Origin of the sequence: Flavobacterium sp. W22_SRS_FK3, assembly GCF_052113665.1 — a bacterium.
In the GTDB taxonomy this organism is placed as follows: Bacteria; Bacteroidota; Bacteroidia; order Flavobacteriales; family Flavobacteriaceae; genus Flavobacterium.
This window is the reverse complement of record NZ_JBGQOF010000020.1, coordinates 1-24620: the sequence shown is the minus strand read 5'-3', so window position 1 is coordinate 24620 and position 24620 is coordinate 1. Positions and strand designations below refer to the sequence as shown.

Genomic DNA, 24620 nt, shown 5'->3' with positions numbered 1-24620 from the left:
CATACATTCAGTTCTTCATTTCTATTCATCTTTGTAATATAAAAATCAACACTATGCAATTGAATCAAGTAAAATTAGGAAGTCAGGATTGATCATTCCGAATATCGGTTTAGGCTGCATCGGAATGACCGGTTTTGGAGATGCGGATATGTATGGCAAAACGGATGCGAAAGAAGCAATCGCAACGATTCATCGTTCTTTAGAATTGGGTGGAAATTTCCTCGATATCGCCGATTTGTATGAGCCTTTTAAAAACGAGCAGCTCATGGCAAAAGCCATTTAGAATAAAAATTGCTACAAAATTTGGTTAGAAAATCGACGACAATGAGGAAGTGACGTGGAAAATCAATGGAAAGAAAAACTATGTAAAAAATCAGTTGAACGTTCCCTTAAAAATCTAAAAACGATTATATCGACCTTTATTATATGCATCGTCTCGATAAAAATGTTCCTATTGAAGAAATAGTTGAAGCCACTCGATGTCGGAGTTGGTAAAAGAAGGGAAAATTGGCTACATCGGATTATCCGAAGTGTCTTCTGAAACTGTAAGAAGAGCGCAGGCTGTTCATCCAATTTCAGCTGTTCAAAGTGAATATTCTTTGTTTGAAAGAACCGTTGAGGAAAAAGGTGTTATTAAAACTTTGAATGTGTTGGGAATTGGTTTTGTAGCATATTCAAGTTTAGGTAGAGGATTTTTATCAGGACAAGTCCGTTCGATTGATGATTTGCCTGAAAATGATTACAACCGAACTTTCGATAAGCGAAATTGCTTATGAGCTTGGTTTTGATCATTCGCAATCATTCAGTACATTATTCAAAAAGAAACAAAAATGTCACCGTTAGAGTTTAAACAATCGATTAATTAATGTCAAACACTTTTTTGCCAAATGACAAATTCACTACAAAAAACTTTTATTAATTTTCCGAAATGAAAGAACTAATAGAATATTTTTTACTGTTTGGAAATTTAAACCAACAACAAACCGACTTAATTTCTAATAAAGCCACGGAATTAAATCTTTCAAAAGATGAGTATTTTTCGGAAGCAGGTAAAATTGCTCGACAAGTTGGCTTTATCATAGAAGGAATTACCCGCGTTTGCTATTACAATAATAAAGGCGAAGAGGTAACTAAATATTTCATTGACGAGAACAATCTTGTTGTAGATTTTGAGAGTTTTGATAACGAGATTTGTTCAACTGCCTATGTACAGGCAATAACAGATTGTAAACTCATTGTTTTTTCAAAAAAAGATTGGCAGGAACTCTTAGATACTATTGTTGGTTGGGATACAATTGTACATAAAATTATTTCAAAAGCATTGATGCAAAAAGTGGCACGAAGAAGTCCATTAGTGACAGAAGATGCGACCGAACGCTATTTGAAGTTCTTAGAAATATACCCGAATGTTGTCAACCGTGTTCCGTTGTCTTACATAGCTTCGTATTTGGGTATTACCCAGTCTTCATTAAGCCGAATTAGAAAAAATATTCGATAAATTGCTTTTTGCCAAATGACAAATGGTTTCCTTTTTAAACGTTGCAGCTTTGCATTATTAATTTTAAAAGAGGTAAAAATGAAAACAGTATTAATAACCGGTGCCAACAGAAGCATAGGTTTGGAAACAGCAAAACAACTTTCAAGAAAAGGTTTAATCGTCTATTTAGGAACACGGGATCTTCAAAAAGGGGAAGCAGTTGTCAAAGAATTATCAAACAATGGATATGAAAACATCAAAGCAATTGAAATAGATGTCACTAAACCTGATACTATTTTAGCAGCTAAAAACATTATCGAAAAAGAAGAAGGTAAGTTGGACATTTTAATAAATAACGCAGGAATAAGTGGCGAATATCCACAAAGTGCTTTAGACGCTCCTATCAAAGAAATTCAAACAGTATTTGATATCAATTTCTACGGTGTTATTAGCGTTACGCAAGCTTTTGTAGAATTGCTTAAAAAATCCGAAAGTCCGAGGATTACAAACATCACTTCGGGTCTTGGTTCTTTAACTTTACACAGTGATCCCAACTGGAAATATTACACTTTTAAGGCAACAAGTTATGTCACTTCAAAAGCAGCTTTGAATGCCTTCAGCATCTTATTGGCTTATGAACTTAATGATTTTGGTTTTAAAGTAAATGTAATTGATCCAGGTTACACTGCTACTGATTTCAATCATCACAGTGGCCCGGGAACTGTAGAAAGTGCGGCAAGTTTTATAATCAAACATACACTTACTGACCAGAATGGTCCAACAGGAAAATTTTTCAGTAATGACATCGAAGACGAAACAGGGGTAAGTCCTTGGTAAAATAAGTTACAACTCCAAAAATCAATTAAATGCTCAACAGTTAAAAGGCTGTTGAGCATTTAATTTTTTTAAAATGTATTTTTTAACTCATAAATAAGCGAACATTCATTTATATTTTATATTTTCGTATCGTAAAACCTAATCTAATGCGAACAAGAGATACTAACAAAGAGGAGCTGGTTAAGAAGAAAGCCATTGAAATGCTTGTAAAATATGGCATTGAAGGCTTTGGAATGAATCGACTGGCAAAAGAAAGTGGAGTTTCTGTAGCGACGCTATACATTTATTATTCGGATAAAGAAGATTTGATAAAGAAAATTGGGACAGAAATTGGACAAACCTTTTTTAGTGAAATGGTAAAAGATTTCTCTCCAACGATGTCATTTAAAGAAGGTTTAAGAAAACAATGGGAAAACAGAGCTCGTTTTGCTCTAAAAAACCCTTTGAAAGTTGCTTGTTGGGAAGCTTTAAGCCATTCCAGTTACCGGGATGATATTTTAGAAGAAAGCCTTGCGAATTTCAAAAAAACGATGTGGAGTTTTATTGAAAATGCGTTAGAAAAAAAAGAACTGCTCCCTATTTCTATTGAGGTATTTTGGAGTGTGGCTTATGGTCCTTTGTATGCTTTACTTCGTTTTGAAAATGAGGGGAAAAGCTTTGGTGACACCCCTTTTAAACTCACAAAAGAAAAAATGGATGAAGCATTTGAATTAGTAATAAAAGCATTAACACCATAATACTATTAAGATATGGAAAATACACTAGACATATTGGTATTTGCAACCAACATTAGAACCAGTAAAGACAAGCAAATAATAAGTCACACACTTAACGAAAATTCCGAAATTCATCAATGGAATATTGATCAGGAAGATATTGATTGTGTTTTGCGTATTGTAAGCAATACAATATCTGAAGAACAAATAATAAATATTGTTACTAAACACAATTTCAATTGCACACCATTAGACTAAGCTAAATAATGAAAGAACAAAAACAATCGATACCCTTTACAGGCTATCAAAAATTTGCAGTTTTTATATTGGCCATTACTCAATTTACAGTAATTCTGGATTTTATGGTAATGTCTCCATTAGGCGATATCTTAATGAAAGATTTGGATTTAAAGCCAACCCGTTTTGGTTTAGTGGTTTCTGCCTATGCTTTCAGCGCAGGAATTTCGGGACTTCTTACTGCTGGATTTGCAGATAAATTCGACAGAAAAAAATTATTGTTATTCTTTTATATTGGTTTTATAGGGGGCACAATTCTCTGTGGAATTGTTACTTCATATACTTTACTTGTCGCAGCCAGAATTGTTACAGGTTTATTTGGTGGTGTTATTGGTTCAATTTCTATGGCAATTGTGGCAGATTTGTTTACTCTTCAACAGCGCGGACGTGTTATGGGATTTATTCAAATGGGTTTTGGAGCAAGCCAAATTTTAGGTATTCCTATTGGTTTATATCTGGCTAATTTTTGGGGATGGCATGCTCCATTTTTATGGGTCGCAGGTATGGCGGCAATTGTGGCAATTTTAATTGCAGTTAAATTACAGCCCATCAACAAACATCTTTTGATTCAAAATGACAAATCAGCTTTTAAACATTTAATCCATACACTCACCAAAAAGGACTACAGAATTGGATTTACTGCTACTGCCTTACTATCGGTTGGGGGTTTTATGCTAATGCCTTTTGGGAGTGCTTTTGCCATCAACAACTTACATATTACGCAACATGAATTACCCATTTTATTTATGATTGCAGGATTATCAACATTAATAATTATGCCTATCATTGGAAAATTAAGCGATAGCATGGATAAATTCAAAATATTTGCTTTCGCATCCATCTGGACAATTGTTACTGTAGCTGTTTATACCAATCTTAGTGTTACACCGCTTTGGTTAGTCGCGATTTTTAATGTATTGATGATGGCAGGTGTAATGAGCCGTATGATACCTTCTACAGCGTTGGTTACCGCAATACCTGCAGCAGAGGACAGAGGTGCTTTTATGAGTATTAATTCTTCTTTACAACAAATAGCAGGAGGAATTGCAGCAGCCTTCGCAGGAATGATTGTCGTTCAAAAAGATAAATTCAGTCCACTGGAACATTACAATACATTAGGTCTTATAATTATTGGAATTTCGATTTTATCTATACTTCTTATGTCCCGTGTGAGTAAGCTTGTGAAAAAACACATGTCAGGAACAGCACTAAACATTACTGTGATAAATGAAATTTAAGCTTTAAGAAAACGAATAGCTTAAATATAAAAGACAGCTTTTTTAGAGCTGTCTATTTTTATAATAGATTTTTTTATCTATCCCAACCAGCCGTCCCTGTCTAAACTACGATACTGGATAGCCTCAGCAATATGTGAAGAAACTATTTGTGGGGCAGCATCTAAATCGGCAATAGTTCGGGAGACTTTCAGAATACGGTCGTAGGCTCTTGCTGAAAGATTCAACCGTTCCATTGCTGTTTTCAGTAAGTCTTTAGATTGTTGATCCAAAACACAATACTCCCGAATTAATTTACTGCTCATTTGTGCGTTGTAATGAATATTTGGCAATTTTTCGAATCGAACAGATTGAATTTCACGGGCCGCCGTAACTCTCTCTCTGATAGAAACACTGCTCTCTGCTTTATTATCATCTGATAATTTTTCGAAAGGTACAGGTGTAACTTCGATGTGAATATCAATTCGGTCTAATAAAGGACCCGAAATTTTACTCATATAGCGTTGCATTTCATGTGGAGAAGAAGTATTTGGCATAGAAGGATCGTTAAAAAAACCACTCGGACTTGGATTCATACTTGCTACTAGCATAAAAGAGGAAGGGTAGGTTACTGTAAACTTGGCTCTTGAAATTGTAACTTCTCTGTCTTCCAAAGGTTGACGCATTACTTCTAAAACATCTCTTTTAAATTCTGGTAATTCATCCAGAAATAAAACGCCATTGTGCGCCATCGATATTTCGCCCGGCTGAGGATAGCTTCCGCCTCCAACTAAGGCTACGTTCGAAATAGTATGATGGGGACTTCGAAATGGTCGTTGATTCATTAATCCGACTTCTTTTAATTTGCCTGCAACACTATGAATTTTTGTAGTTTCTAATGCTTCGCGCAAGGTCATTGGAGGCAAAATACTGGGTAAACGTTTGGCCAGCATTGTTTTTCCTGCTCCGGGTGGGCCAATTAAAATAATGTTATGTCCTCCGGCAGCTGCGATTTCCATACAGCGTTTAATGCTTTCCTGGCCTCGAACATCTGAAAAATCGAACTCAGGAAAATCCAGCGTTTTATAAAATTCTGCTCTTGTATCAATAGTTGTGGGTTCCAAAGTTCCTTTTCCTTCAAAGAAATCAATGACTTCCTGAACATTTTCAACCCCATAAACATCTAATCCTGCTACTATAGCAGCCTCTTTTACATTTTGTTTTGGCAGAAAAAAACCTTTATAACCTTCTTCTTTTGCTTTGATTGCAATAGAAAGTGCACCATTTATGGATTGTAAACCGCCATCCAATGAAAGCTCTCCCATAATAATGTATCGGTCAATTTCAGATGCTTTTATCTGATCTGAGGCTACCAAAATTCCAATGGCTAACGTTAAATCATAAGCAGAACCTTCTTTCCGTAAATCTGCAGGTGCCATATTGATGGTTATTTTTTTTCCCGGTAAGGAATATCCGTTATTTTTCAGAGCTGCCGCAATTCGATAGCTGCTTTCCTTTATCGCATTATCAGGTAAGCCAACTAAATGATAGCCAATTCCTTTGTCAATATTTACTTCAACAGTAATTGTTGTTGCTTCTACTCCAAAAACCGCACTTCCATAAACTTTTATTAGCATAAAACACAGTGTTAAAATGATTGAATAGCTTCTCCGATTTAAATAGAAAAATCCAATCCTATTTGGTTTTTAACTTTATCAACAAGCTGGATTAGCTCTAAACTATTTTGATGCGACCATAATTGGCTTTCAATGGCATTATTTCGAAGGCATTGATGGCATTCTTCAATTTCATAAGTATATCCCATTCCATTGGTTGGTAAATCATAATTGGTTTCTTTTTCTTTCTTTATCATCGTAAAAGATTCAGCCATGTGCCAAGTTTTATTCAAATTAATTTGACCTTCCGTTCCACTTATAGTGGCTATCATATCTGAAGTATGTGAAATTCCCGAGTACAAAACAGCTTGAGCATCTTTGTAATTCAAAATCATTGCTGTTTGGCTATCTACTCCAGAAGAATGAAAATTTGATTTTGCCAAAATGCTATCAGGAACACCTAGAATAGTATAGGCTAAAAATAATGGATAAACACCAATATCCATCAATGAACCACCTCCTAATTTTAAATCAAACAATCTGTTTTTCTCCTTGTCATTAGCACAAAAAGCAAAATCGGCATTGATATAACGAATTTCACCAATTTCACCTTTTTTTATTTTGGCGAAAGCCGCCCTAAAAGATGGGTTAAATCGGGTCCAGAATGCTTCCATGAAAAATTTATTGTGTTTTCTTGAAGCAGCAATCATTTTTTCGGCATCTTTATAGTCTAAAGCAATCGGTTTTTCGCACAATACATGTTTGTTTTTTTCTAATGCTTTTATAGATAATTCAGCATGTGAATCGTGGGGAGTTGCAATATAAAGAATGTCAATAGTTGTATCATTCATAATGTCTTCATAAGAATCATAAGTCTTTTTGCAGTGATAATTAGCAGCAAAAGCAATTGCATTATCTTTGCTTCGGGAAGCTACTGCTACCAGTTCAGCTCCTTTTACCAATTGTAATTCTTTGGCAAATAGATGTGCAATAGCACCTAATCCAATAATTCCCCATTTAATAGTAGGCTGGTCTTTCATAATAATTATTTACTTAAAAATGAACCCATTTTTTTATTGTAGTCCATTTTTTAAAAATAATTAAATTTTAGTTATAAAAACAATTTTTATTGTATTATTTTTATTACAATGTGAAGTAAAAGTTGGAATTCTAAGTATAAAATAATTCGGATTTTAATAGCTTTTTAATGCTTAATTGAAATGCTGAGATTTTTAAAAAATACAGTAATGTTATAAAAAAGATGGTTTTTGGCTCTTTTTTCATATATTTGCCGATATTTATTTGGTTTTTAGGGGTAAAAAAATAATTTATTGATACTATTTTATCTTATCCATTTCTGATTTTAAAGTCTTGAAATCATCATTAAAAATCATCCTTTTTGCAGTTCGCTGCATCTTTTGTCCTTTTAGAAAAATTCTATATGCGGACTATTAAATAATCTTGAAAATTTAAAAAAATGCACATAATAGATTATGTAATCTTTTTTGTTTATATGCTAGCAATGCTAGGAGTTGGACTTTATTTCTTTAACAAGAACAAAACAGCCGAAGATTTTTATGTAAGTGGAAGAAGCATGAGTAGCTGGCATATTGGATTGTCGGTTGTGGCTACCGATGTTGGTGGTGGATTTTCTATAGGATTAGGAGGTCTGGGTTTTACCATGGGATTATCAGGTTCTTGGATGCTTTTTACAGGTGTAATTGGAGCTTGGCTTAGTGCTGTTTTTTTGATTCCTACCGTTAGTAGATTAGGACATAAGTTTAAGTTTTTCACCTTTCCTCAAATTTTTAGTCATTTTTACAATGGTAAAGTGGCGTTTTTAGCTGGAATTATTTCGGCAATTGGATATGTTGGTTTTACCAGTTCTCAAGTTTTGGCTGGAGCCAAATTAGCTTCGGCAACAATTCCCGAATTAGACATTCAAACAGCATTGATTGTTATGGGCGTTATTGCAGTGGCTTATACCTCAATTGGAGGGTTAAAAGCGGTTATTTATACCGATACCATTCAGTGGTTAGTACTGATTAGTGGTTTGGTTTTTATTGGAATTCCTGTTGCTTACAATGCGGTAGGTGGCTACGATGCGATCAAAAGTACTTTAGCACCCGAATATTTATCGTTAACCAATGTTTCTATTTACCAAATTATAAATTGGTCGGTAACTATTATCCCAATTTGGTTTGTGGGAATGACATTGTATCAACGAATTTATGCCAGCAAAGGAGAAAAAGAAGCTAAAAAAGCTTGGTTTATAGCAGGGGTTTTTGAGTGGCCTATCATGGCTTTTATGGGCGTAATTTTAGGAATGCTTGCTAAAGTAGCTGCTACTAAAGGAATGTTTGATGGAGTAGTTGATGCTGCAAATATGGATAGCGAAATGGGATTACCTATTTTATTAGCCACCATTTTGCCTGTTGGACTAATGGGATTAATGCTTTCTTCTTATTTTTCGGCGATACTTTCTACAGCTGATAGTTGTTTAATGGCTGCTTCAGGAAATATTGTAACGGATATTATTTCTAAATTTTCTAAAAAAGAATTAACTCATAAAAAAGAATTGCAATTATCGCAAATAGTAACTTTATTAGTCGGTTTATTTGCCATTTTATTAGCTTCACAAATGCAAAATGTATTGGAACTCATGCTGTATTCTTATGCTTTTATGGTTTCGGGATTGTTTGTTCCAGTGCTTGGTGCTTTATTTTGGAAAAAAAGTCATCCCATTGCTGCTTTTTGGAGCATGCTCTTAGGAGGAGGAACTACCATATTGTTAATAATCACCAAAAATAAACTACCTTTAGGGATACAACTTTCTGAAAATTTAGATGCTAATATTTACGGAATAAGTGTTTCACTTATTTTATTCATCACATTATCAATTTATCATAATAACAAACAAAATAAAAATGGACTTCAAGCAAATTAATTATACTTCAGGAGAAGACAAAATATATTCAAATCAAGTTATAGCCGAATTTCTTTGCACTCATTTAGAAGAGTACGGTGATAAAATTGAAGATATTTTAAAATGTATCGCCTATGTTATGAATCCTCAAAAAGGAGGGAATATTATTGTAGGACTTGACAACGATGCCATTGTTGGGGCAGTGATTTTGAATAATACCGGAATGAAAGGTTTTATTCCCGAAAATATCTTGGTTTATATTGCTGTGGATAATAGCCAACGCGGAAAAGGATATGGGAAAAGTTTAATGCAAAAAGCAATTTCGGTTGCCGATGGAGATATTGCCTTGCACGTAGAGCCAGATAATCCAGCTAAAAAATTATACGAAAAATTAGGATTTACCAACAAATACTTAGAAATGCGTCTTATCAAATAGTTCAAATGGAACATTTTAATTACCATTTAGATACATTAGTTTCGCTGCGCAAAGAGCTGCATCAATATCCTGAAGTTTCAGGCAAAGAAGTTGCAACTGCCCAACGAATTCAATCTTTTTTGGAAAAATTTCCTCCAGATGAAATAATTAGCCATATTGGAAAAACAGGTATTGCAGCTGTTTATAATGGAAAAGAATCAGGAAAAAAAGTATTGTTTAGAGCAGAACTGGATGCCTTGCCTATTGATGAAGTCAATGAATTTGAGCATCTTTCACTCAACAAAGGTGTTTCTCATAAATGCGGACATGACGGACACATGACTATTTTATGTGGTTTGGCCATGCAATTACATTTTAAAAGACCTAAAACTGGCGCTGTGATTTTGTTGTTTCAGCCTGCTGAAGAGGATGGAAGTGGCGCGCAAAAAGTGATCGCTGATCATCGATTTTTAAATCTCCAACCTGATTATGTTTTTGCCTTGCACAATTTACCAGGTTATACAAAAAATCAAATTGTTATAAAAAATGATACTTTTAGCTGTGCAGTAAGTAGTATTATAATCAAATTAAAAGGAATTACAGCTCATGCTGGCGAACCTGAAAAAGGCGTAAATCCAGCCTTAGCCATTGCTGCTATTATTTCGAAATACAACCAACTCATTCAATCTGATATTTCTAAAAAAGACTATCTTTTGATTACTCCCATTTATATTCAAATGGGGAACAAGGCTTATGGCGTTTCGGCAGGAGCAGGGGAGGTTCATTTTACAGTAAGAAGTGATAGTAATAATAGAATGGAAAAAACTACTATTCTTTTGGAAGAAATTGCCAGAAAAATAGCCCATGTCTACCAACTAAAAATAAAAATGAATTGGATTCAGACTTTTCAAGCCAATGAAAATAAGCCAGAGGCAGTAAGTTTTATTCGAAAAGCGGCAAAAAGTAATCAATTGGAATTGTTAGAAAAAGAAACTCCTTTTAGTTGGGGAGAAGATTTTGGATTGTTTACCCAAAAATATACTGGAGCGATGTTCGGAATTGGTTCTGGAACGGATATTCCTGCGCTTCATAATCCAGATTATGATTTTCCAGATGAGATTCTTAAAACAGGAATAAGTATTTTTTATCATATTAGTAAACAAATTACAGATGCAAACTAATTCCATTGTAGAATTGAGCCGTTCGGCTTATCAAAAAAATATAGTTTTTTTAAAACAACTCTTTGGTAAAAAAGTAATTCTTTCTTCGGTTGTAAAAGGAAATGCGTATGGTCATGGAATTGCCGAATTTGTAACTATGGCATCAGAATGTGGAGTGAGTCATTTTTCAGTTTTTGATGTGGATGAAGCCAGACAAATTAAAGCAGCTTTACAAAAGGAAATTACTATTTTGATTATGGGTTTTGTTGATGAAGAAAACCTAGAATGGATCATTGAAAATGATATAGAGTTTTTTGTTTTTGATAAAAAACGATTAATTCATGCTGCTAAAACGGCTAAAAAACTCAAAAAGAAAGCCATTGTGCACATCGAAATTGAAACTGGAATGAACCGAACTGGTTTTGAAAAAAATGAGTTAAGTTCAGTAGTTGCAATTCTGAAAAAAGACAAAGAACGGCTCCTCTTTAAAGGACTTTGTACGCATTATGCAGGTGCCGAAAGTATTGCAAACTATGACAGAGTAGCAAAACAAATCAAACGTTTTCAAGAAATTGAGCAATATTTTATTGAAAAAGAACTAAAGCCAGAATTGTTACATTCTGCCTGTTCTGCGGCTTCGATCATGTTTCCTGAAACCAGAATGAATCTGGTACGAATTGGAATTATGCAATATGGATTGTGGTCTAGCCAAGAAGTTTTTATCACTTATTTGAATTCTAAAAAAATAAAATCCGATCCACTGCATCGAATAATTACTTGGAAAAGTGCTGTAATGAACATTAAAAAAGTAAAATCAGGTGATTTTATAGGTTATGGAACAAGTTTTATGGCTAAAAAAAACATGAAAATTGCAGTGATTCCTATTGGTTATGCACATGGATATAGTAGGTCGTTGAGTAATCATGGACGTGTGCTTATTAAAGGGCAGCGTTGCATGGTGGTTGGTTTGGTAAATATGAATATGATAGCAGTCGATATTACAGATATTGAAAATGTTGAAAAAGAGGAAGAAGTAGTATTAATAGGAAACCAAAAAGATTTGGCGATTTCAATAGCTTCTTTTAGTGATTATAGTAATCAACTGAATTATGAATTATTAACTCGAATTTCTAAAACAATTCCAAGAAAAATTATAGAATAATGGCATTTGTAAAATTATATAGAAAAAAACTAGAAGAAAATTATCAATTCTTAGATGCTATTTTTAAATCTAGAAACATTCAGTGGGGAGTAGTTTCTAAAATGTTGTGTGGTAATGAAATTTATCTCAAAGAAATTATAGCATTGGGTGTCAAAGAAATTCATGATTCGAGAGTGAGTAATTTAAGAAAAATTAAAGCTTTGGATCCTGAAATACAAACGGTATATATAAAACCGCCAGCAAAAAGAAGTATTGAAAGCATTGTGCGGTATGCTGATGTAAGTTTCAATACCGAATTTTATACTATTCAGTTGCTTTCTGAAGAAGCTAAAAAGCAAAACAAAATCCATAAAATCATTATTATGATTGAAATGGGAGACCTTCGCGAAGGAGTTATGGGTGAAGAATTAATTGCGTTTTATGGTGCAACTTTGAGTTTACCAAATATCGAAATTCGAGGAATAGGAACCAATCTGAATTGCTTAAGCGGTGTGATGCCTACTCAAGACAAATTGATTCAGTTGAGTTTGTATAAACAATTAATCGAAGCTAAATTTGATATTCAAATTCCGTGGGTTTCTGGTGGTACTTCTGTAGCAATTCCGCTAATTTTAAAAAATGCACGTCCTATGGCGGTGAATCATTTTAGAATTGGTGAAGCCTTATTTTTTGGTAAAGATTTGTTTACTGGTGAAACCATTGAAGGAATGCATAATGATGTTTTTAAAGTATTTACTGAAATTATAGAAATAACCGAAAAACCAGATGCACCAACGGGTGAATTAGGTGAAAATGTAGCAGGAAATACTTTTTCTATGACTGATACTGAAGATTTTGGTAAAACCTCTTTGAGAGCTATTTTAGATATTGGTTTGTTGGATATGCAACCACAATATTTAAGTCCAGACGACGACGATATTACTATAATAGATGCCAGTTCTGATATGTTGGTTATCGATATTTCTCATTCTAAAAAGAAGTATCAAATAGGAGATTTGGTTTCTTTTAATTTAAGATATATGGGAGCGCTTTATCTTTTAAATTCTAATTATATTGAAAAGAGTATTGAGTAAAATAAATACGTTTTTAGAAATCCAATCCTATCTGATTTTTTACTTCTTCAACTATTTTACTGAGCTCTAAACTATTTTGATATGACCAAAGTTTGCTTTCAATTTGATTATTTTTAATGCAAGAATGGCATTCAATGGATTCATGTGCATAACCTTTTTTCGATATTAGGCATGCTGAATTTTTCTTCCTGCTCATTTACAATAATGGAAAAACCCTTCTGTCATAAACCAGGGAGAATAAATATCAATTCTTCCTTTGGGACCACTAACGGTAGCTTTCATGTCAGAAGCAGAAACTAAGCAAGCATGTAAAACTGCCTGAGCTGATTCATATTGTAAAATCATATTCGTTTGTAAATCGACACCTGTTGTGTGATAAATAGATTTTGCAATGATTTCTTAAGGAATTCCGAGTATGATATAGGATAAAACAGAGGATAAACCCCAATATCATAAAGAGCTCCCCCTCCTAATTTTTTGTCCGTTAATCTAGTTCCTAATACGCTATTGTAATAAGCAAAAATCAGCTTTAAGATATTTCAATTCGCCAATTTCTCCGCTTTTCACTTTTGATAGTACTTCCTGAAATGATGGCAAAGGCTTACATGAAAAATTTATTATATTTTTTTGATGTTTTTGTCATTCGTATAGCATTACTGTAGGATAATGACAAAGGCTTTTCGCACAGTACATCTTTTCCGTTTTGCATTGCAAGAATCGACAATTCAACATGAGAATCATGAGGCGTGGCTAAATAAACAATATCAATTTGGGCATCTGCAAAAAGTTCTTCATAGGCACCATAAAATCTATTGCAATCAAAAAAACTTTCCTGCAAATTCATTTGCTTTAGTTATATCTCTTGAAGCTACTGCAAATAACTCAGCATCCTCTATTAATTTTAAATCGGTTGCAAATTGATTAGCTGTATTTCCCAATCCGATTATTCCCCACTTTATTTTTTATTTATATTCATCTGGATTATTTAATTAAAAATGTTAAAACAATCAAATATAAACTAGCCTAATTAAATAATAAGCGTCTTTTTTAAGCATTAATATCCCAATTAGCGTGAATAAAAAAATAAAAAAGTATTATACATCTTAAATAAGGTTTAGTAAATCATAAAATTAAATATAATTTTAGTAAATAGGCATAAAACAAAGGGGTGTAAAATAGAAAAATGATAAAAATTAAGTTTTAGATATTATTTTTAAAAGGGGTGTTGAATGATTTTATACTTTTATCGAAATTTTAAAAACTATATAACCATGCGAAAAATTATTTTAAGTGTGATACTAATCACAATTCTGTTACTGTCTATTTTTTCTATTTCATTTATCACTGAGTCAAAAATATTAGGAGCACACGTTGTTGAACTAAAAATGGATTCAGGCGATACTGCCTGGATGATTGTTGCTACTGCTTTTGTATTATTAATGACTCCGGGATTAGGTTTCTTCTACGGAGGGATGGTAGGTAAGAAAAATGTAATTAGTACTATGTTGCAGAGTTTCATGGCAATGGTAATTGTTACAATTCTATGGGTTGTTATTGCTTTTGGATTATGCTTTGGACCATCAATAGGTGGGTTTATTGGAGATCCTACTTCTAATATTTTCTTTAACGGCGTGAGTGCAAATACAGCGTGGGATATGGCACCAACAATTCCTTTCCTTCTTTTCGCTTTATTTCAGGCAAAATTTGCGATTATTACACCAGCTTTAATAACAGGAGCCTTTGCAGAGCGTGTTCGTTTCTGGGCTTATTTATTATTTATGGTTTTATTCATACTGATTATTTATGCTCCATTATGCCATATGACCTGGCATCCTGACGGGTTATTCTTCGGGTGGGGAGTTTTAGATTTTGCAGGAGGAACAGTAGTTCACATGAGTGCCGGATGGGCTGCATTAGCTGGAGCTATGTTTTTAGGAAAAAGAAAAATACAAAAAGTTAGTCCTGCCAGAATTACTTATGTGTTATTAGGTACTGGTCTATTGTGGTTTGGATGGTTTGGTTTCAATGCAGGTTCAGCTGTTGGAGCAGGAAGTCTGGCTGCTCAGGCCTTAGGTACCACAACTGTTGCAGCAGCTTCTGCTGCTATGGCTTGGGTTTTCCTAGATAAAATTTTAGGTCATAAATTATCTGCTATGGGGGCCTGTATCGGTGCTGTGGTAGGCTTGGTTGCTATCACGCCTGCAGCAGGTTTTGTAAGCATGCCTCACGCTTTAGCAATTGGTATTATTGCTGCAGTAATAAGTAATCTTGTAGTGAGCAAATTCCCTAAAGGAAAAATTGATGATGCTTTGGATGTTTTTGCTTGTCACGGTGTTGGTGGTATGGTTGGAATGTTATTAACCGGAGTTTTTGCCTCAAATGCTGTGAACACAGCTGTAGGAGACAACCAAGGTTTAATTTTCGGAGATGCTACTCTATTCTTAACACAATTAAAAGCATTAATATTGGTTTCTGTCTTTGCTTTTGTAGGTTCATATATTTTGTTCTTCATTGTAAACAAAATTACACCTCTAAGAGTTACTGAAGAAAAAGAAGAATTAGGATTAGATATCTCTCAACACGGAGAATACCTATAAGAATTTAATTTTCGACTTTGCCTTTTATAAAAAAAGCACTCTAAATTATTTAGAGTGCTTTTTTGCTTTTGAATTAATTTTAACCTCAATGTATATATTCAAAATAATTAGCAGCAGGATGTTTCGTTTATTTTAGACCAATAGTCCCGCTTTCGGCTATATCTTGTTCCGTAAACTGCACAAGGATAACGCCTCTATCGGGGCTAGATTACTACAGTCAGTTTTTTTAGGCCTTCTAAAAAAACAGATAAGAAATTACTTGAATTTTGAAATCCCTTGTTTCAGCCAGATTAAGTATTCTTCAACATCAACATAACTAACGGATGGTTTTGAATCATTTAAATTATTTCCTTCCAAATCAGTAATGACATATAAAGGCTGTGTGTTTGTTCTGTATTTTGAAATCATGAACTCTGTCCATTTATCGCCAATTGTTTCAATTTTATCTCCAGAAGCTGTTACAAATTGTTTATCAGCTGGCAATTCACGTTTATCATCCACATACAAAGAAATCAAAACCACATCATTTTTTAAGATCGGCAAAACTCTTTCGTCAGACCAGACATTGTTTTCCATTTTTCTGCAATTTACACAGGCATAACCTGTAAAATCGAGCATAATTGGTTTCTTAACTGATTTTGCATACGCTGAACCATCTTCATAATCATGAAAAACCATAATGCCATGCGGACCTAATTCTGCTCCTTCCGGCAAGCCTTTTTCATTACCTATACTTGAATTACCTGACTTTCCTACACCAAACGGACTTTCGCTATAAGTGGGCGGCGGAGGAAAAGCACTAATCAATTTCAAAGGTGCTCCCCAAAGTCCCGGAATCAAATAGACAGTAAATATCATAGTAATCAATCCTAAATACAATCTCCCAACTGAAATATGCTGCAGTGGACTATCGTGTGGCAATGTTATTTTTCCGAATAAATACAAAGCTAAAGCTCCAAAAATAGTAATCCATATCGCGATAAAAACTTCTCTTTCAAGAAAATGCAATTGCAAAACCAAATCGGCATTTGATAAAAATTTGAAAGCAAATGCTAATTCTAAAAACCCTAAAACTACTTTAACAGTGTTTAACCAGCCGCCTGATTTTGGTAATGAATTTAACCATCCCGGAAACATGGCAAATAGCATAAATGGCAAAGCTAATGCTAATGAAAATCCAAACATTCCAACGATTGGACCGACAACACCATTCGTCGCCGCTTCAACCAAAAGTGATCCAACAATAGGTCCTGTACAGGAAAAAGAAACAATAGCCAAAGCCAAAGCCATAAACAATATTCCAATTATTCCACCTCGGTCTGCTTGCTGATCAACTTTATTCGCCCATGAATTAGGAAGCATAATCTCAAATCCTCCCAAAAAGGACGTAGCAAAAATGATTAACAAAATAAAGAAACCAATATTAAACCAAACATTTGTAGCTAAAGAATTTAAGGCATCAGCTCCAAAAATCCAGGAAACTAAAAATCCTAATGAGACATAAATTATAATAATAGAGATTCCATATATAATTGCATTTCTAATTCCGGCAGCTTTTGTTTTACTCTGTTTAGTAAAAAAGCTTACCGTCATAGGAATCATTGGGAAAACACAAGGTGTCAACAATGCCGTAAATCCAAATAAGAAAGCTACCAAGAATACAGACCATAAGCTTCTTGCTGCTGCAGGCTTTTGCACATCATTTACAGCTTTTGTCGTAGCATTATCTGTTTTTTCTGTCTGAATAACTTCGGCAGTGGCAACTTTAGATGTAGTATCAACAGCAATTCCGGTTACTTTAGTTTCGTCTAATTTCGCCTCAGTTACTGTTGGAATTGTAACAACCATTTTTTTTATAGGAGGAACTGTAATAGAGAATTTTTTATTTGAATTGATGCAAACCTCTTTACAAACCTGAAAATCAAAATCAATTTCAACAGTTTTTAAATTAGGGTTTATTACCTTAATTTCCTGTTCAATATGAGCTTTTCCTTCAAAAAAAGTTTCGTTTACTTCAAAAATATCGTTATAAGCTGTTTTGGTTTTTCCTTCTTTGGCTTTGCCAACTAAATCATAATTTCCTTTTTGATTTTTAAAAGCAATTTCCAAAGCCAAAGGACCGCCTTCCGGAGTGAATTGCGAATACATATGCCAATCTTTTTCTATAACTGCATCAAAAACCAAAACAAAATTGGTTTCAGATTTCTTTTCAATTTTAGAGGTCCATTTTACGGGTTCTAAAATCTGGGCGTTTCCTTTTGCAAAAGCAAAAATAAAAACCATTAAAAATACAAAAGTTTTATTCCAAAGATTTTTCGACATTATTGCCTGAAGATTTAAGTTTGACTTCATTATTGTAGTTCTATTTTAAGTATTTTATTTGAGGTATTTTCTATTTTAAATCTTTCGTCCTGCCTTATGCCGACAACCCATACAATTTTATCATTTGAACATAAAAGCCAGATGTTTTCTTTTTCAATTTGAGATAACTTCTCATCCTTAAAAAGTTTACTGACTTTTTTTGACTTACCTTTCATACCAAAAGGCATGAAAGAATCACCTTCTTTCCATTTACGCAAAATTAATGGAAATTGGATTTTTTCAGCATCCACAAATATAGACTTATTTGAAGCTATAGTTATGTGACTAACGTTACAAAGACTCAATTTTAAGGGAAAATTAACTTGTGTATCGTTTTCATTGATTTCAAATTCTTCCTTTTCAGACATTTCAGAAATAGGACATAAAATCAATGTATCTCTGTTTTTCAATAATCTGAATTCTGTCGAAAATATCTGTTTACCGGATTGGCCGTCAACTAAGTCATAAATATCATTCCATGCCAAAAATCCAAATTCATTTAGCCATTGATACAAATACGATCTGTAATTAGGAAGTTTTTTAAGTTGATTTAAATCGAAATGTATTTCTTCCCCGGCTTCTTTCGCTACCTGCTGATAAATCATAATCGCAGCATCTTCTACCATTTCATTCGATTCCTGCAAATAAGACTGTGTTTTTTGAAACGCTTTCAGAAAATTAGGATTGATTTCTTTTAAAATTGGAACTAAATCATGACGAATTTTATTTCGCAAATATTTATTTGAAGCATTACTACTGTCTTCACACCATTCAATATTATTTTCCTTTGCATATCTTAAAATTTCTTCTCTGGAGAAAGGTAAAAGCGGACGAATAATTTTATCATTTTGCTCCGGAATACCAATTAAACCTTCTAATCCTGTACCACGACTCAGATTGATAATAAAAGTTTCCAGATTATCATCTGCGTGATGAGCTGTCAGAATATAATCGAATTTATGAATAGCAAGAAGTTCGTAAAACCAATTATATCGTAGTTCACGAGCTGCAATTTGAGTTGAAAGCTTGTAATCTTTCGCAAAAGCTTCGGTATCAAACTGAGTGGTAAAAAAAGGAATATTATTTTCTTCACAGTAATTTTGAATAAAATCCTGATCACCAAAACTTTCTAATCCGCGAAGCTGAAAATTACAATGCAAAACTCCAATTTCATATTCTAATTGCTGAAACAAATGCAGCAAAACGATACTGTCCAAACCGCTACTAACAGCAAGAAACAGTTTTTTGTTTTCCAAAAACGGAAATCGTATACCAAGATGATTTTTAAAGTTTGAGAGCATTTATAAAATTAAAAGATGAGTATGTTTAAGAAGTACAAAATTAAGCTTTTAATATGAATCAGCTGAAATCATCAAAAACAATCAAATTTTAATTTTTTAAGGTAGTTGCTCCTGTAATTTTTTAATATCATCACGTAGTTTGGCTGCCTGCAAAAAGTCTAATTCTTTTGCTGCTTTTTCCATTGATTTACGTTTTTCACGAATTAATTTTTCAAGTTCAGGCTTAGATAAATATTTCGTTTCCGGTTCTGCAGCAGCAGATAAAGTATGGCCTAATTCATATTCCACCAAAGGATTTTTGGTGAATGCACTTTCAATTTTTTTGTTTAAGGCCTGTGGTACAATATTATTTTCGATATTGAAATTAATTTGTTTCGTTCTGCGATAACTGGTTTCGTCTATTGTTTTTTGCATGCTCGCCGTAATTTTATCGGCGTACAATATTGCTTTTCCGTTTAAATTTCTGGCGGCACGGCCAATAGTTTGCGTTAAAGATCTGTGATTACGAAGAAAACCTTCCTTGTCAGCATCTAAAATAGCAACCAGTGAAACCTCCGGTAAATCCAGACCTTCACGAAGTAAATTAACACCAATCAGGACATCAAAAATTCCTTTTCGCAAATCCTGCATGATTTCAATACGTTCTAAAGTATCTACTTCTGAGTGAATGTAACGACAACGAACACCTACTTTAGTTAAATATTTGGCCAATTCCTCTGCCATTCTTTTGGTCAGAGTAGTTACTAAAACCCTTTCATCCAGTTCACAGCGTACCTGAATTTCTTCTATCAAATCATCTATCTGGTTCAGACTAGGTCTTACTTCAATAGTTGGATCCAATAAACCTGTAGGACGGATCACCTGTTCCACTACAACACCATCTGTTTTTTGCAATTCATAATCAGCGGGAGTTGCAGAAACGTACACTACCTGATTTTGCATGGCTTCGAACTCTTCAAATTTTAAAGGGCGATTGTCCATTGCAGCAGGCAGACGAAAACCATATTCAACCAGATTTTCTTTACGGCTTCGATCGCCTCCATACATAGCGTGTACCTGCGAAACGGTAACGTGACTTTCGTCTACCACCATCAAATAATCGCTTGGAAAGTAATCTAACAAACAGAAAGGCCTTGTTCCGGCTTCTCTTCCGTCAAGGTATCGGGAATAATTTTCGATTCCGGAGCAATACCCTAACTCACGAATCATTTCTAAATCGAAATTAGTACGCTCTTCGAGACGTTTGGCTTCAAGATGTTTTCCGATTTCCTTAAAATAGTCAACTTGTTTAACCAAATCCTGCTGAATTTGCCATATAGCACCCTGCAGCACATCCGGAGAAGTCACAAACATATTGGCAGGATAAATGGTCAGTTTTTTAAATTTCTCGATGACTTGAGAAGTCTTCGCATCAAACGATTCAATTTCTTCTATTTCATCTCCAAAAAAATGAATCCGGTAAGCATCATCGGCATAACTTGGATATACTTCGACAATATCTCCTTTAATTCTGAAAGTTCCGGGATTAAAATCAGCTTCAGTTCTGGCGTATAAACTCTGCACCAGACTGTGTAATAATTTGGTTCTTGAAATGACCTGATCTCTGTAGATTTCGATTACATTTTTTTTAAATTCAACAGGATTTCCTATACCATACAAACAAGAAACTGAAGCTACTACTAAAATATCTCTCCGTCCTGATAGTAATGAGGAAGTTGTACTTAAACGCATTTTCTCCAGTTCTTCATTGATAGACAAGTCTTTTTCAATGAAAACGCCTGTGACCGGCATAAAGGCTTCCGGTTGATAATAATCGTAATACGAAACAAAGTATTCTACAGCATTATTAGGAAAAAATTGCTTGAATTCTGAATATAATTGCGCTGCCAAAGTTTTATTATGAGCCAAAACCAAAGTAGGTCTTTGTACTTCCTGAATAACATTGGCAACTGTAAATGTTTTACCAGAACCGGTAACACCCAATAATGTTTGATACTTTTCTCCATCAACGATACCTTGTGCCAATTTTTCGATCGCCTGAGGCTGATCTCCCTTTGGACTATATTCTGAGGAAACTTGAAAATTCATTTGTGAATGGTGAAAAATTTAGTGTTGTAAAGATACAAAGTTTGAATTCTATAAATAGAGTGTCACAACTAAAAACCTGCTTACTCTAAAAAATTAATCATTGTCTCATTCACAATTTTTGATTGGTCAATGCTCAAAAAATGCCCTGCATCCTTTATCATTTTAGTTTTGCTGTTTGGTAAAAATTCTTTTGCCTTTTCTAAACTTTCTTCAGAGTTAATAACATCATGATCGCCAATAAGAACTAAAACCGGATTCTTTATAGATTGTAATTCGTCATTAGAGAAAGGCATCATTTTTAACATGCTTGAATTCGATTTAGCATATTTATTTGCCAAATAGAATTGTCTTTTGTAAACAGGGCTAATTTTTTCCGGATGGGTTGAAAAAGTTTTTAAAGTTTTAGTGAATTTCTTTTCACTTGGAAAAAGTTTTAGCATTAATGCTGAAGAAGTTTTCCCAACTTTATCAATAAATTTAAAAGTTTGGGCAGGGCTCAATAAAACGATTTTATCTATAGCATTTGTTTTTTGAGTTGCCAATAAAGTTGCTATCCATCCGCCACGGGATGCAGCTACTATATTCAATTTTTTTAATTTATAATGACTAAAAATTTCATTGTAAAAAAGCACGATTTCTTCTTTTGAAAGCGGATTTGCTGTTAAGGTAGATTTTCCGGGTTCCATCAAAAAGTCGATGGCATATACACGATGATTTTTTGCCAGAGCTTTAATGTTTGGATACCACATGGTTGAACTCGCATCCATTCCGTGTAGTAATACCAAATCTTTTCCATTTTTAGGACCTGCCAAAATAACATGTGCAGTTCCAAAACTTGTTTTTATATTTTCTTCGGTATACGGAATTTCCCAAAGTTTTAAAGCTTTATCGTATGAACTTATATAGCTCTGTTTTTCCTTTTTAGTTTTAAAGACGTAATCGTCTAACTTTTCTTTTTTTGAAGCGCAACCAGTTATTAGAAACAATGATAGAAAGGGAAATAATAATTTTGACATAGTAATAAAATTCAGTTTGAGATAAAATTACCACTTTAGTACTATTAATTTCTATCAGAATTTTGATTAAAACTACTATAATTACAACCTTTTGGGATTTTTGCCAGATGACATATTTATATAAATGCTAAATCTACAAATACAAATAATAAAAAATTTTAATACTAAAAATCAAATCCTTAAATTTTCCAAGATTTTCGTTGATTTTCACTTAAAAAAGTCCAGGCTATAATTCGGCTTGTTTTTTGGCCCTGAGCCATATCTATTGTTTTTATCGATGCGGCATTTACTTTGTTTAGGGTTTTGTAAATGCTCGAAAGGTTATCTCTTTTCGAAACTAAAGTCGTAAACCACAAACATTGCATGGCGTATTTGGCGCTCTCATAAATCATTTGAGTTATAAAACCAATTTCCCCGCCATCGCACCATAATTCGGCATTATGACCTCCAAAGTTCAAAACAGGGTTTGTTATTTTCTTTTCCTTTGGATTTAAATTTGAAACTTTACGTATCGTACTTTGGTTAGCATCCTGAGCAGAAGAATGAAAAGGAGGATTACACATTGTGAAAGTAAACCGGTCTTCGGGTGTGATAATATTTTTGAAAATAAAACGGGATTCGGTTTGCTGCTGTAAACTAATTGCGTCAATTAATTTTGGATTTTCTTCAATAATTTTTGCGCAGTTTTCTATTGCCTTTTCATCAATATCGGTACCTACAAAACCCCAATCATAAATAGCATTTCCTAAAATTGGATAAATACAGTTTGCTCCGGTTCCTATATCTAAACCTAAGACCGATGAACCTTGAGGAATAATTCCGTTGTTGGTTTCAGCCAATAAATCGGCGAGATAGTGAATATAATCTGTTCTCCCAGGAATGGGCGGACAAAGATAATTTTTTGGAATATCCCAATTCTGAATTTCGTAATAGGTCTGTAATAAAGCTTTATTGAGCATTTTTACAGCATCAGGATTACTGAAATCAATGGTTTCAATTCCGTGAATGTTTATGGCAACATGTGCTTTTAAATCAGGACAATTTGAAATAAGAAGGTCGAAATCATAGCGTGAACGATGAAGATTTCGTGGATGTAAATTGTTTTTTTCAGAATTGTCTGTTGTTTTCATTTTATGAATTTGGGTGCAAAGATAGTCATTCCTTTTTTAGAAAAGATTTGATAAAATTGATACATAGTGAGTTCAAAGCGTTGATATTTTAATATTATAAGAAAAATTTTATAAAAAATTACGATTTTAGGTTTCTATTATTTATTTTTGGCTGAAAAAGGATATACGTAGATGAAAAAAATAACACTTCTGATTTTTATAATTTTCTGCTCATGCAGTAAACAGAAAGAAAATGAATACTTCGAACTGACCAAAAAGAATGATATTGAATTGGGAAAACCTGTTGAAGGGGAGTGGTTATATTCTCATAAAGAAAAAGGACAGAGTTTTGAGCAGTTCCTAAATTCAAAACATATTGTTCCAACCAGCGAGTCTAATATTATTTATATCAGACCTATTGGAAGTTTTAATTCTTTACAAAACAAACAAATAGAATTACTTAGGGAATATTTGGAAATTTACTTTCAATTGAAAACAAAAACTTTGGAAACTGTTTCTAATGATGTAATTCCTGAGTCTTCCAGAAGAATTGGATATGAAAATAACCAGCAGTTTTTAGCAGGATATATTTTAGACAATGTTTTAAAAAAAGATAAACCTTTGAACAGAATTGCGTTAATGGGATTGACAGAAGTAGATTTGTATCCTAAACCGGAATGGAATTTCGTTTTTGGATTAGCATCTTATCGTGACAAGGTTGGGGTAAGTTCTATTTATAGATTACAAGATGGAAAACTGACTTCTGATAATTTTAATTTGTGTTTATCAAGGATTCTTAAAATAAGTTCGCATGAGATTGGTCATATGTTTGGTTTACATCACTGCATTACGGCAGATTGTGTAATGAATGGAACCAATAGTATGAGTGAAACAGATAAAAGTTCTATAAGATTATGTTCTGTTTGTCAAAGAAAATTAAATTCGGGTATAAAATACGATAATAAAAAAAGGCTGACAGATTTAGAGCAATATTTTGAGAGGAATAATTTAATACCAGAACTTCAATTAATAAAAAAAGATATTGCTGTAATTCAATAAATACTTTTAGAGGAATTATTCTGACCTATTTGTATTTATTATATTTACAAATCAAACCGTTTGTAAATACATGTTCTAAGAATTAAAAATGTCAAAAAATAAAATAAAAATATTTGCCATAACAGCTAAGGGATTCGTTGCGTGCGTAGCACGAACAATGAAGCCCGTGTTGAACGGAACCGCTGAGATTCCGCAA

General features: G+C 33.5%; 23 protein-coding genes and 1 pseudogene. 15 read left to right on the top strand and 9 right to left on the bottom strand.

Going from position 1 to position 24620, the window contains the following annotated elements; all coding sequences use genetic code 11:
* The first annotated feature begins 88 nt into the window (after window positions 1-88).
* The 8 genes and pseudogenes from ACEN2I_RS16675 to ACEN2I_RS16640 all read left to right on the top strand — a co-directional run bounded on the left by ACEN2I_RS16675 (window position 89) and on the right by ACEN2I_RS16640 (window position 4565).
* The gene (locus tag ACEN2I_RS16675; RefSeq protein ID WP_441767241.1) at window positions 89-283 is read left to right on the top strand and encodes an aldo/keto reductase; all 195 of its coding nucleotides are present in this window, start codon (window positions 89-91) and stop codon (window positions 281-283) included.
* Between the two features lie 196 nt (window positions 284-479).
* Window positions 480-776: an aldo/keto reductase gene (locus tag ACEN2I_RS16670; RefSeq protein WP_441767240.1), complete on the top strand. Its 297-nt coding sequence runs from the start codon at window positions 480-482 to the stop codon at window positions 774-776.
* Window positions 733-866: pseudogene (locus tag ACEN2I_RS16665) on the top strand (helix-turn-helix domain-containing protein); the annotation flags it as partial. The gene ACEN2I_RS16670 and the pseudogene ACEN2I_RS16665, both read left to right, overlap by 44 nt.
* Before the next feature lie 62 nt (window positions 867-928).
* Window positions 929-1498 (top strand): Crp/Fnr family transcriptional regulator, encoded by a 570-nt coding sequence (locus tag ACEN2I_RS16660; RefSeq protein ID WP_441767239.1) that lies wholly within the window; start codon window positions 929-931, stop codon window positions 1496-1498.
* A gap of 78 nt (window positions 1499-1576) precedes the next feature.
* Window positions 1577-2314: an SDR family NAD(P)-dependent oxidoreductase gene (locus ACEN2I_RS16655; protein ID WP_441767238.1), complete on the top strand. Its 738-nt coding sequence runs from the start codon at window positions 1577-1579 to the stop codon at window positions 2312-2314.
* A gap of 146 nt (window positions 2315-2460) precedes the next feature.
* The gene (locus tag ACEN2I_RS16650; protein WP_441767237.1) at window positions 2461-3051 is read left to right on the top strand and encodes a TetR/AcrR family transcriptional regulator; all 591 of its coding nucleotides are present in this window, start codon (window positions 2461-2463) and stop codon (window positions 3049-3051) included.
* Window positions 3052-3063: 12 nt separating this feature from the next.
* Window positions 3064-3288, top strand: coding sequence for a hypothetical protein (locus tag ACEN2I_RS16645; RefSeq protein WP_441767236.1), 225 nt, complete (start codon window positions 3064-3066; stop codon window positions 3286-3288).
* Window positions 3289-3296: 8 nt separating this feature from the next.
* Window positions 3297-4565 carry an MFS transporter gene (locus tag ACEN2I_RS16640; protein ID WP_441767235.1) on the top strand — a complete coding sequence of 423 codons (1269 nt, stop codon included), beginning with the start codon at window positions 3297-3299 and terminating at the stop codon, window positions 4563-4565.
* Between the two features lie 77 nt (window positions 4566-4642).
* On the opposite strand, the gene ACEN2I_RS16635 is transcribed toward ACEN2I_RS16640, so the two are convergent.
* On the bottom strand, window positions 4643-6178 hold the full coding sequence (locus tag ACEN2I_RS16635) for a YifB family Mg chelatase-like AAA ATPase (RefSeq protein ID WP_441767234.1): 1536 nt from the start codon (window positions 6176-6178) through the stop codon (window positions 4643-4645).
* 38 nt (window positions 6179-6216) lie between these two features.
* The gene (locus ACEN2I_RS16630) at window positions 6217-7197 is read right to left on the bottom strand and encodes a Gfo/Idh/MocA family protein (RefSeq protein ID WP_441767233.1); all 981 of its coding nucleotides are present in this window, start codon (window positions 7195-7197) and stop codon (window positions 6217-6219) included.
* A gap of 437 nt (window positions 7198-7634) precedes the next feature.
* Here ACEN2I_RS16630 and ACEN2I_RS16625 point away from each other — a divergent pair, with 437 nt between their 5' ends.
* From ACEN2I_RS16625 to ACEN2I_RS16605, 5 genes are read left to right on the top strand one after another with little or no spacing between them, the layout of a single operon-like run.
* The gene (locus tag ACEN2I_RS16625; RefSeq protein WP_441767232.1) at window positions 7635-9104 is read left to right on the top strand and encodes a sodium:solute symporter family protein; all 1470 of its coding nucleotides are present in this window, start codon (window positions 7635-7637) and stop codon (window positions 9102-9104) included.
* Entirely contained in the window at window positions 9085-9519 is a 435-nt protein-coding gene (locus ACEN2I_RS16620; RefSeq protein ID WP_441767231.1) for a GNAT family N-acetyltransferase, read from the top strand. The genes ACEN2I_RS16625 and ACEN2I_RS16620 overlap by 20 nt, the downstream gene beginning before the upstream one ends.
* Window positions 9520-9524: 5 nt before the next feature.
* The gene (locus tag ACEN2I_RS16615; RefSeq protein WP_441767230.1) at window positions 9525-10679 is read left to right on the top strand and encodes an amidohydrolase; all 1155 of its coding nucleotides are present in this window, start codon (window positions 9525-9527) and stop codon (window positions 10677-10679) included.
* Window positions 10669-11820, top strand: a complete 1152-nt coding sequence (alr, locus tag ACEN2I_RS16610) for an alanine racemase (RefSeq protein ID WP_441767229.1) — start codon at window positions 10669-10671, stop codon at window positions 11818-11820. The genes ACEN2I_RS16615 and alr overlap by 11 nt, the downstream gene beginning before the upstream one ends.
* A complete protein-coding gene (locus tag ACEN2I_RS16605) occupies window positions 11820-12893 on the top strand; it encodes an alanine racemase (protein ID WP_441767228.1) in 1074 nt (357 codons plus the stop codon). The genes alr and ACEN2I_RS16605 overlap by 1 nt, the downstream gene beginning before the upstream one ends.
* 192 nt (window positions 12894-13085) lie before the next feature.
* Here the strand turns inward: ACEN2I_RS16605 and ACEN2I_RS16600 are convergent, their stop codons facing one another.
* The gene (locus ACEN2I_RS16600; protein WP_441767227.1) at window positions 13086-13238 is read right to left on the bottom strand and encodes a hypothetical protein; all 153 of its coding nucleotides are present in this window, start codon (window positions 13236-13238) and stop codon (window positions 13086-13088) included.
* 256 nt (window positions 13239-13494) lie between these two features.
* Window positions 13495-13737 carry a Gfo/Idh/MocA family protein gene (locus ACEN2I_RS16595; RefSeq protein ID WP_441767226.1) on the bottom strand — a complete coding sequence of 81 codons (243 nt, stop codon included), beginning with the start codon at window positions 13735-13737 and terminating at the stop codon, window positions 13495-13497.
* A gap of 427 nt (window positions 13738-14164) precedes the next feature.
* Here ACEN2I_RS16595 and ACEN2I_RS16590 point away from each other — a divergent pair, with 427 nt between their 5' ends.
* Window positions 14165-15490 (top strand): ammonium transporter, encoded by a 1326-nt coding sequence (locus tag ACEN2I_RS16590; protein ID WP_441767225.1) that lies wholly within the window; start codon window positions 14165-14167, stop codon window positions 15488-15490.
* A 255-nt stretch (window positions 15491-15745) separates the two neighbouring features.
* Here ACEN2I_RS16590 and ACEN2I_RS16585 read toward each other — a convergent pair whose 3' ends face one another.
* The 5 genes from ACEN2I_RS16585 to rlmF form a co-directional block, all read right to left on the bottom strand.
* Window positions 15746-17842: a protein-disulfide reductase DsbD family protein gene (locus ACEN2I_RS16585; protein ID WP_441767224.1), complete on the bottom strand. Its 2097-nt coding sequence runs from the start codon at window positions 17840-17842 to the stop codon at window positions 15746-15748.
* Window positions 17842-19152: a tRNA lysidine(34) synthetase TilS gene (gene tilS / locus ACEN2I_RS16580; protein ID WP_441767223.1), complete on the bottom strand. Its 1311-nt coding sequence runs from the start codon at window positions 19150-19152 to the stop codon at window positions 17842-17844. Before tilS ends, ACEN2I_RS16585 begins: the two co-directional genes overlap by 1 nt.
* Before the next feature lie 96 nt (window positions 19153-19248).
* The gene (gene uvrB / locus ACEN2I_RS16575; protein ID WP_441767222.1) at window positions 19249-21240 is read right to left on the bottom strand and encodes an excinuclease ABC subunit UvrB; all 1992 of its coding nucleotides are present in this window, start codon (window positions 21238-21240) and stop codon (window positions 19249-19251) included.
* 80 nt (window positions 21241-21320) lie between these two features.
* Entirely contained in the window at window positions 21321-22256 is a 936-nt protein-coding gene (locus ACEN2I_RS16570) for an alpha/beta fold hydrolase (protein WP_441767221.1), read from the bottom strand.
* Between the two features lie 179 nt (window positions 22257-22435).
* Window positions 22436-23386, bottom strand: a complete 951-nt coding sequence (gene rlmF / locus ACEN2I_RS16565; protein WP_441767220.1) for a 23S rRNA (adenine(1618)-N(6))-methyltransferase RlmF — start codon at window positions 23384-23386, stop codon at window positions 22436-22438.
* 171 nt (window positions 23387-23557) lie between these two features.
* On the opposite strand from rlmF, the gene ACEN2I_RS16560 reads away from it, so the two are divergent.
* Window positions 23558-24424, top strand: coding sequence for an archaemetzincin (locus ACEN2I_RS16560; protein WP_441767219.1), 867 nt, complete (start codon window positions 23558-23560; stop codon window positions 24422-24424).
* Window positions 24425-24620 lie beyond the last annotated feature (196 nt).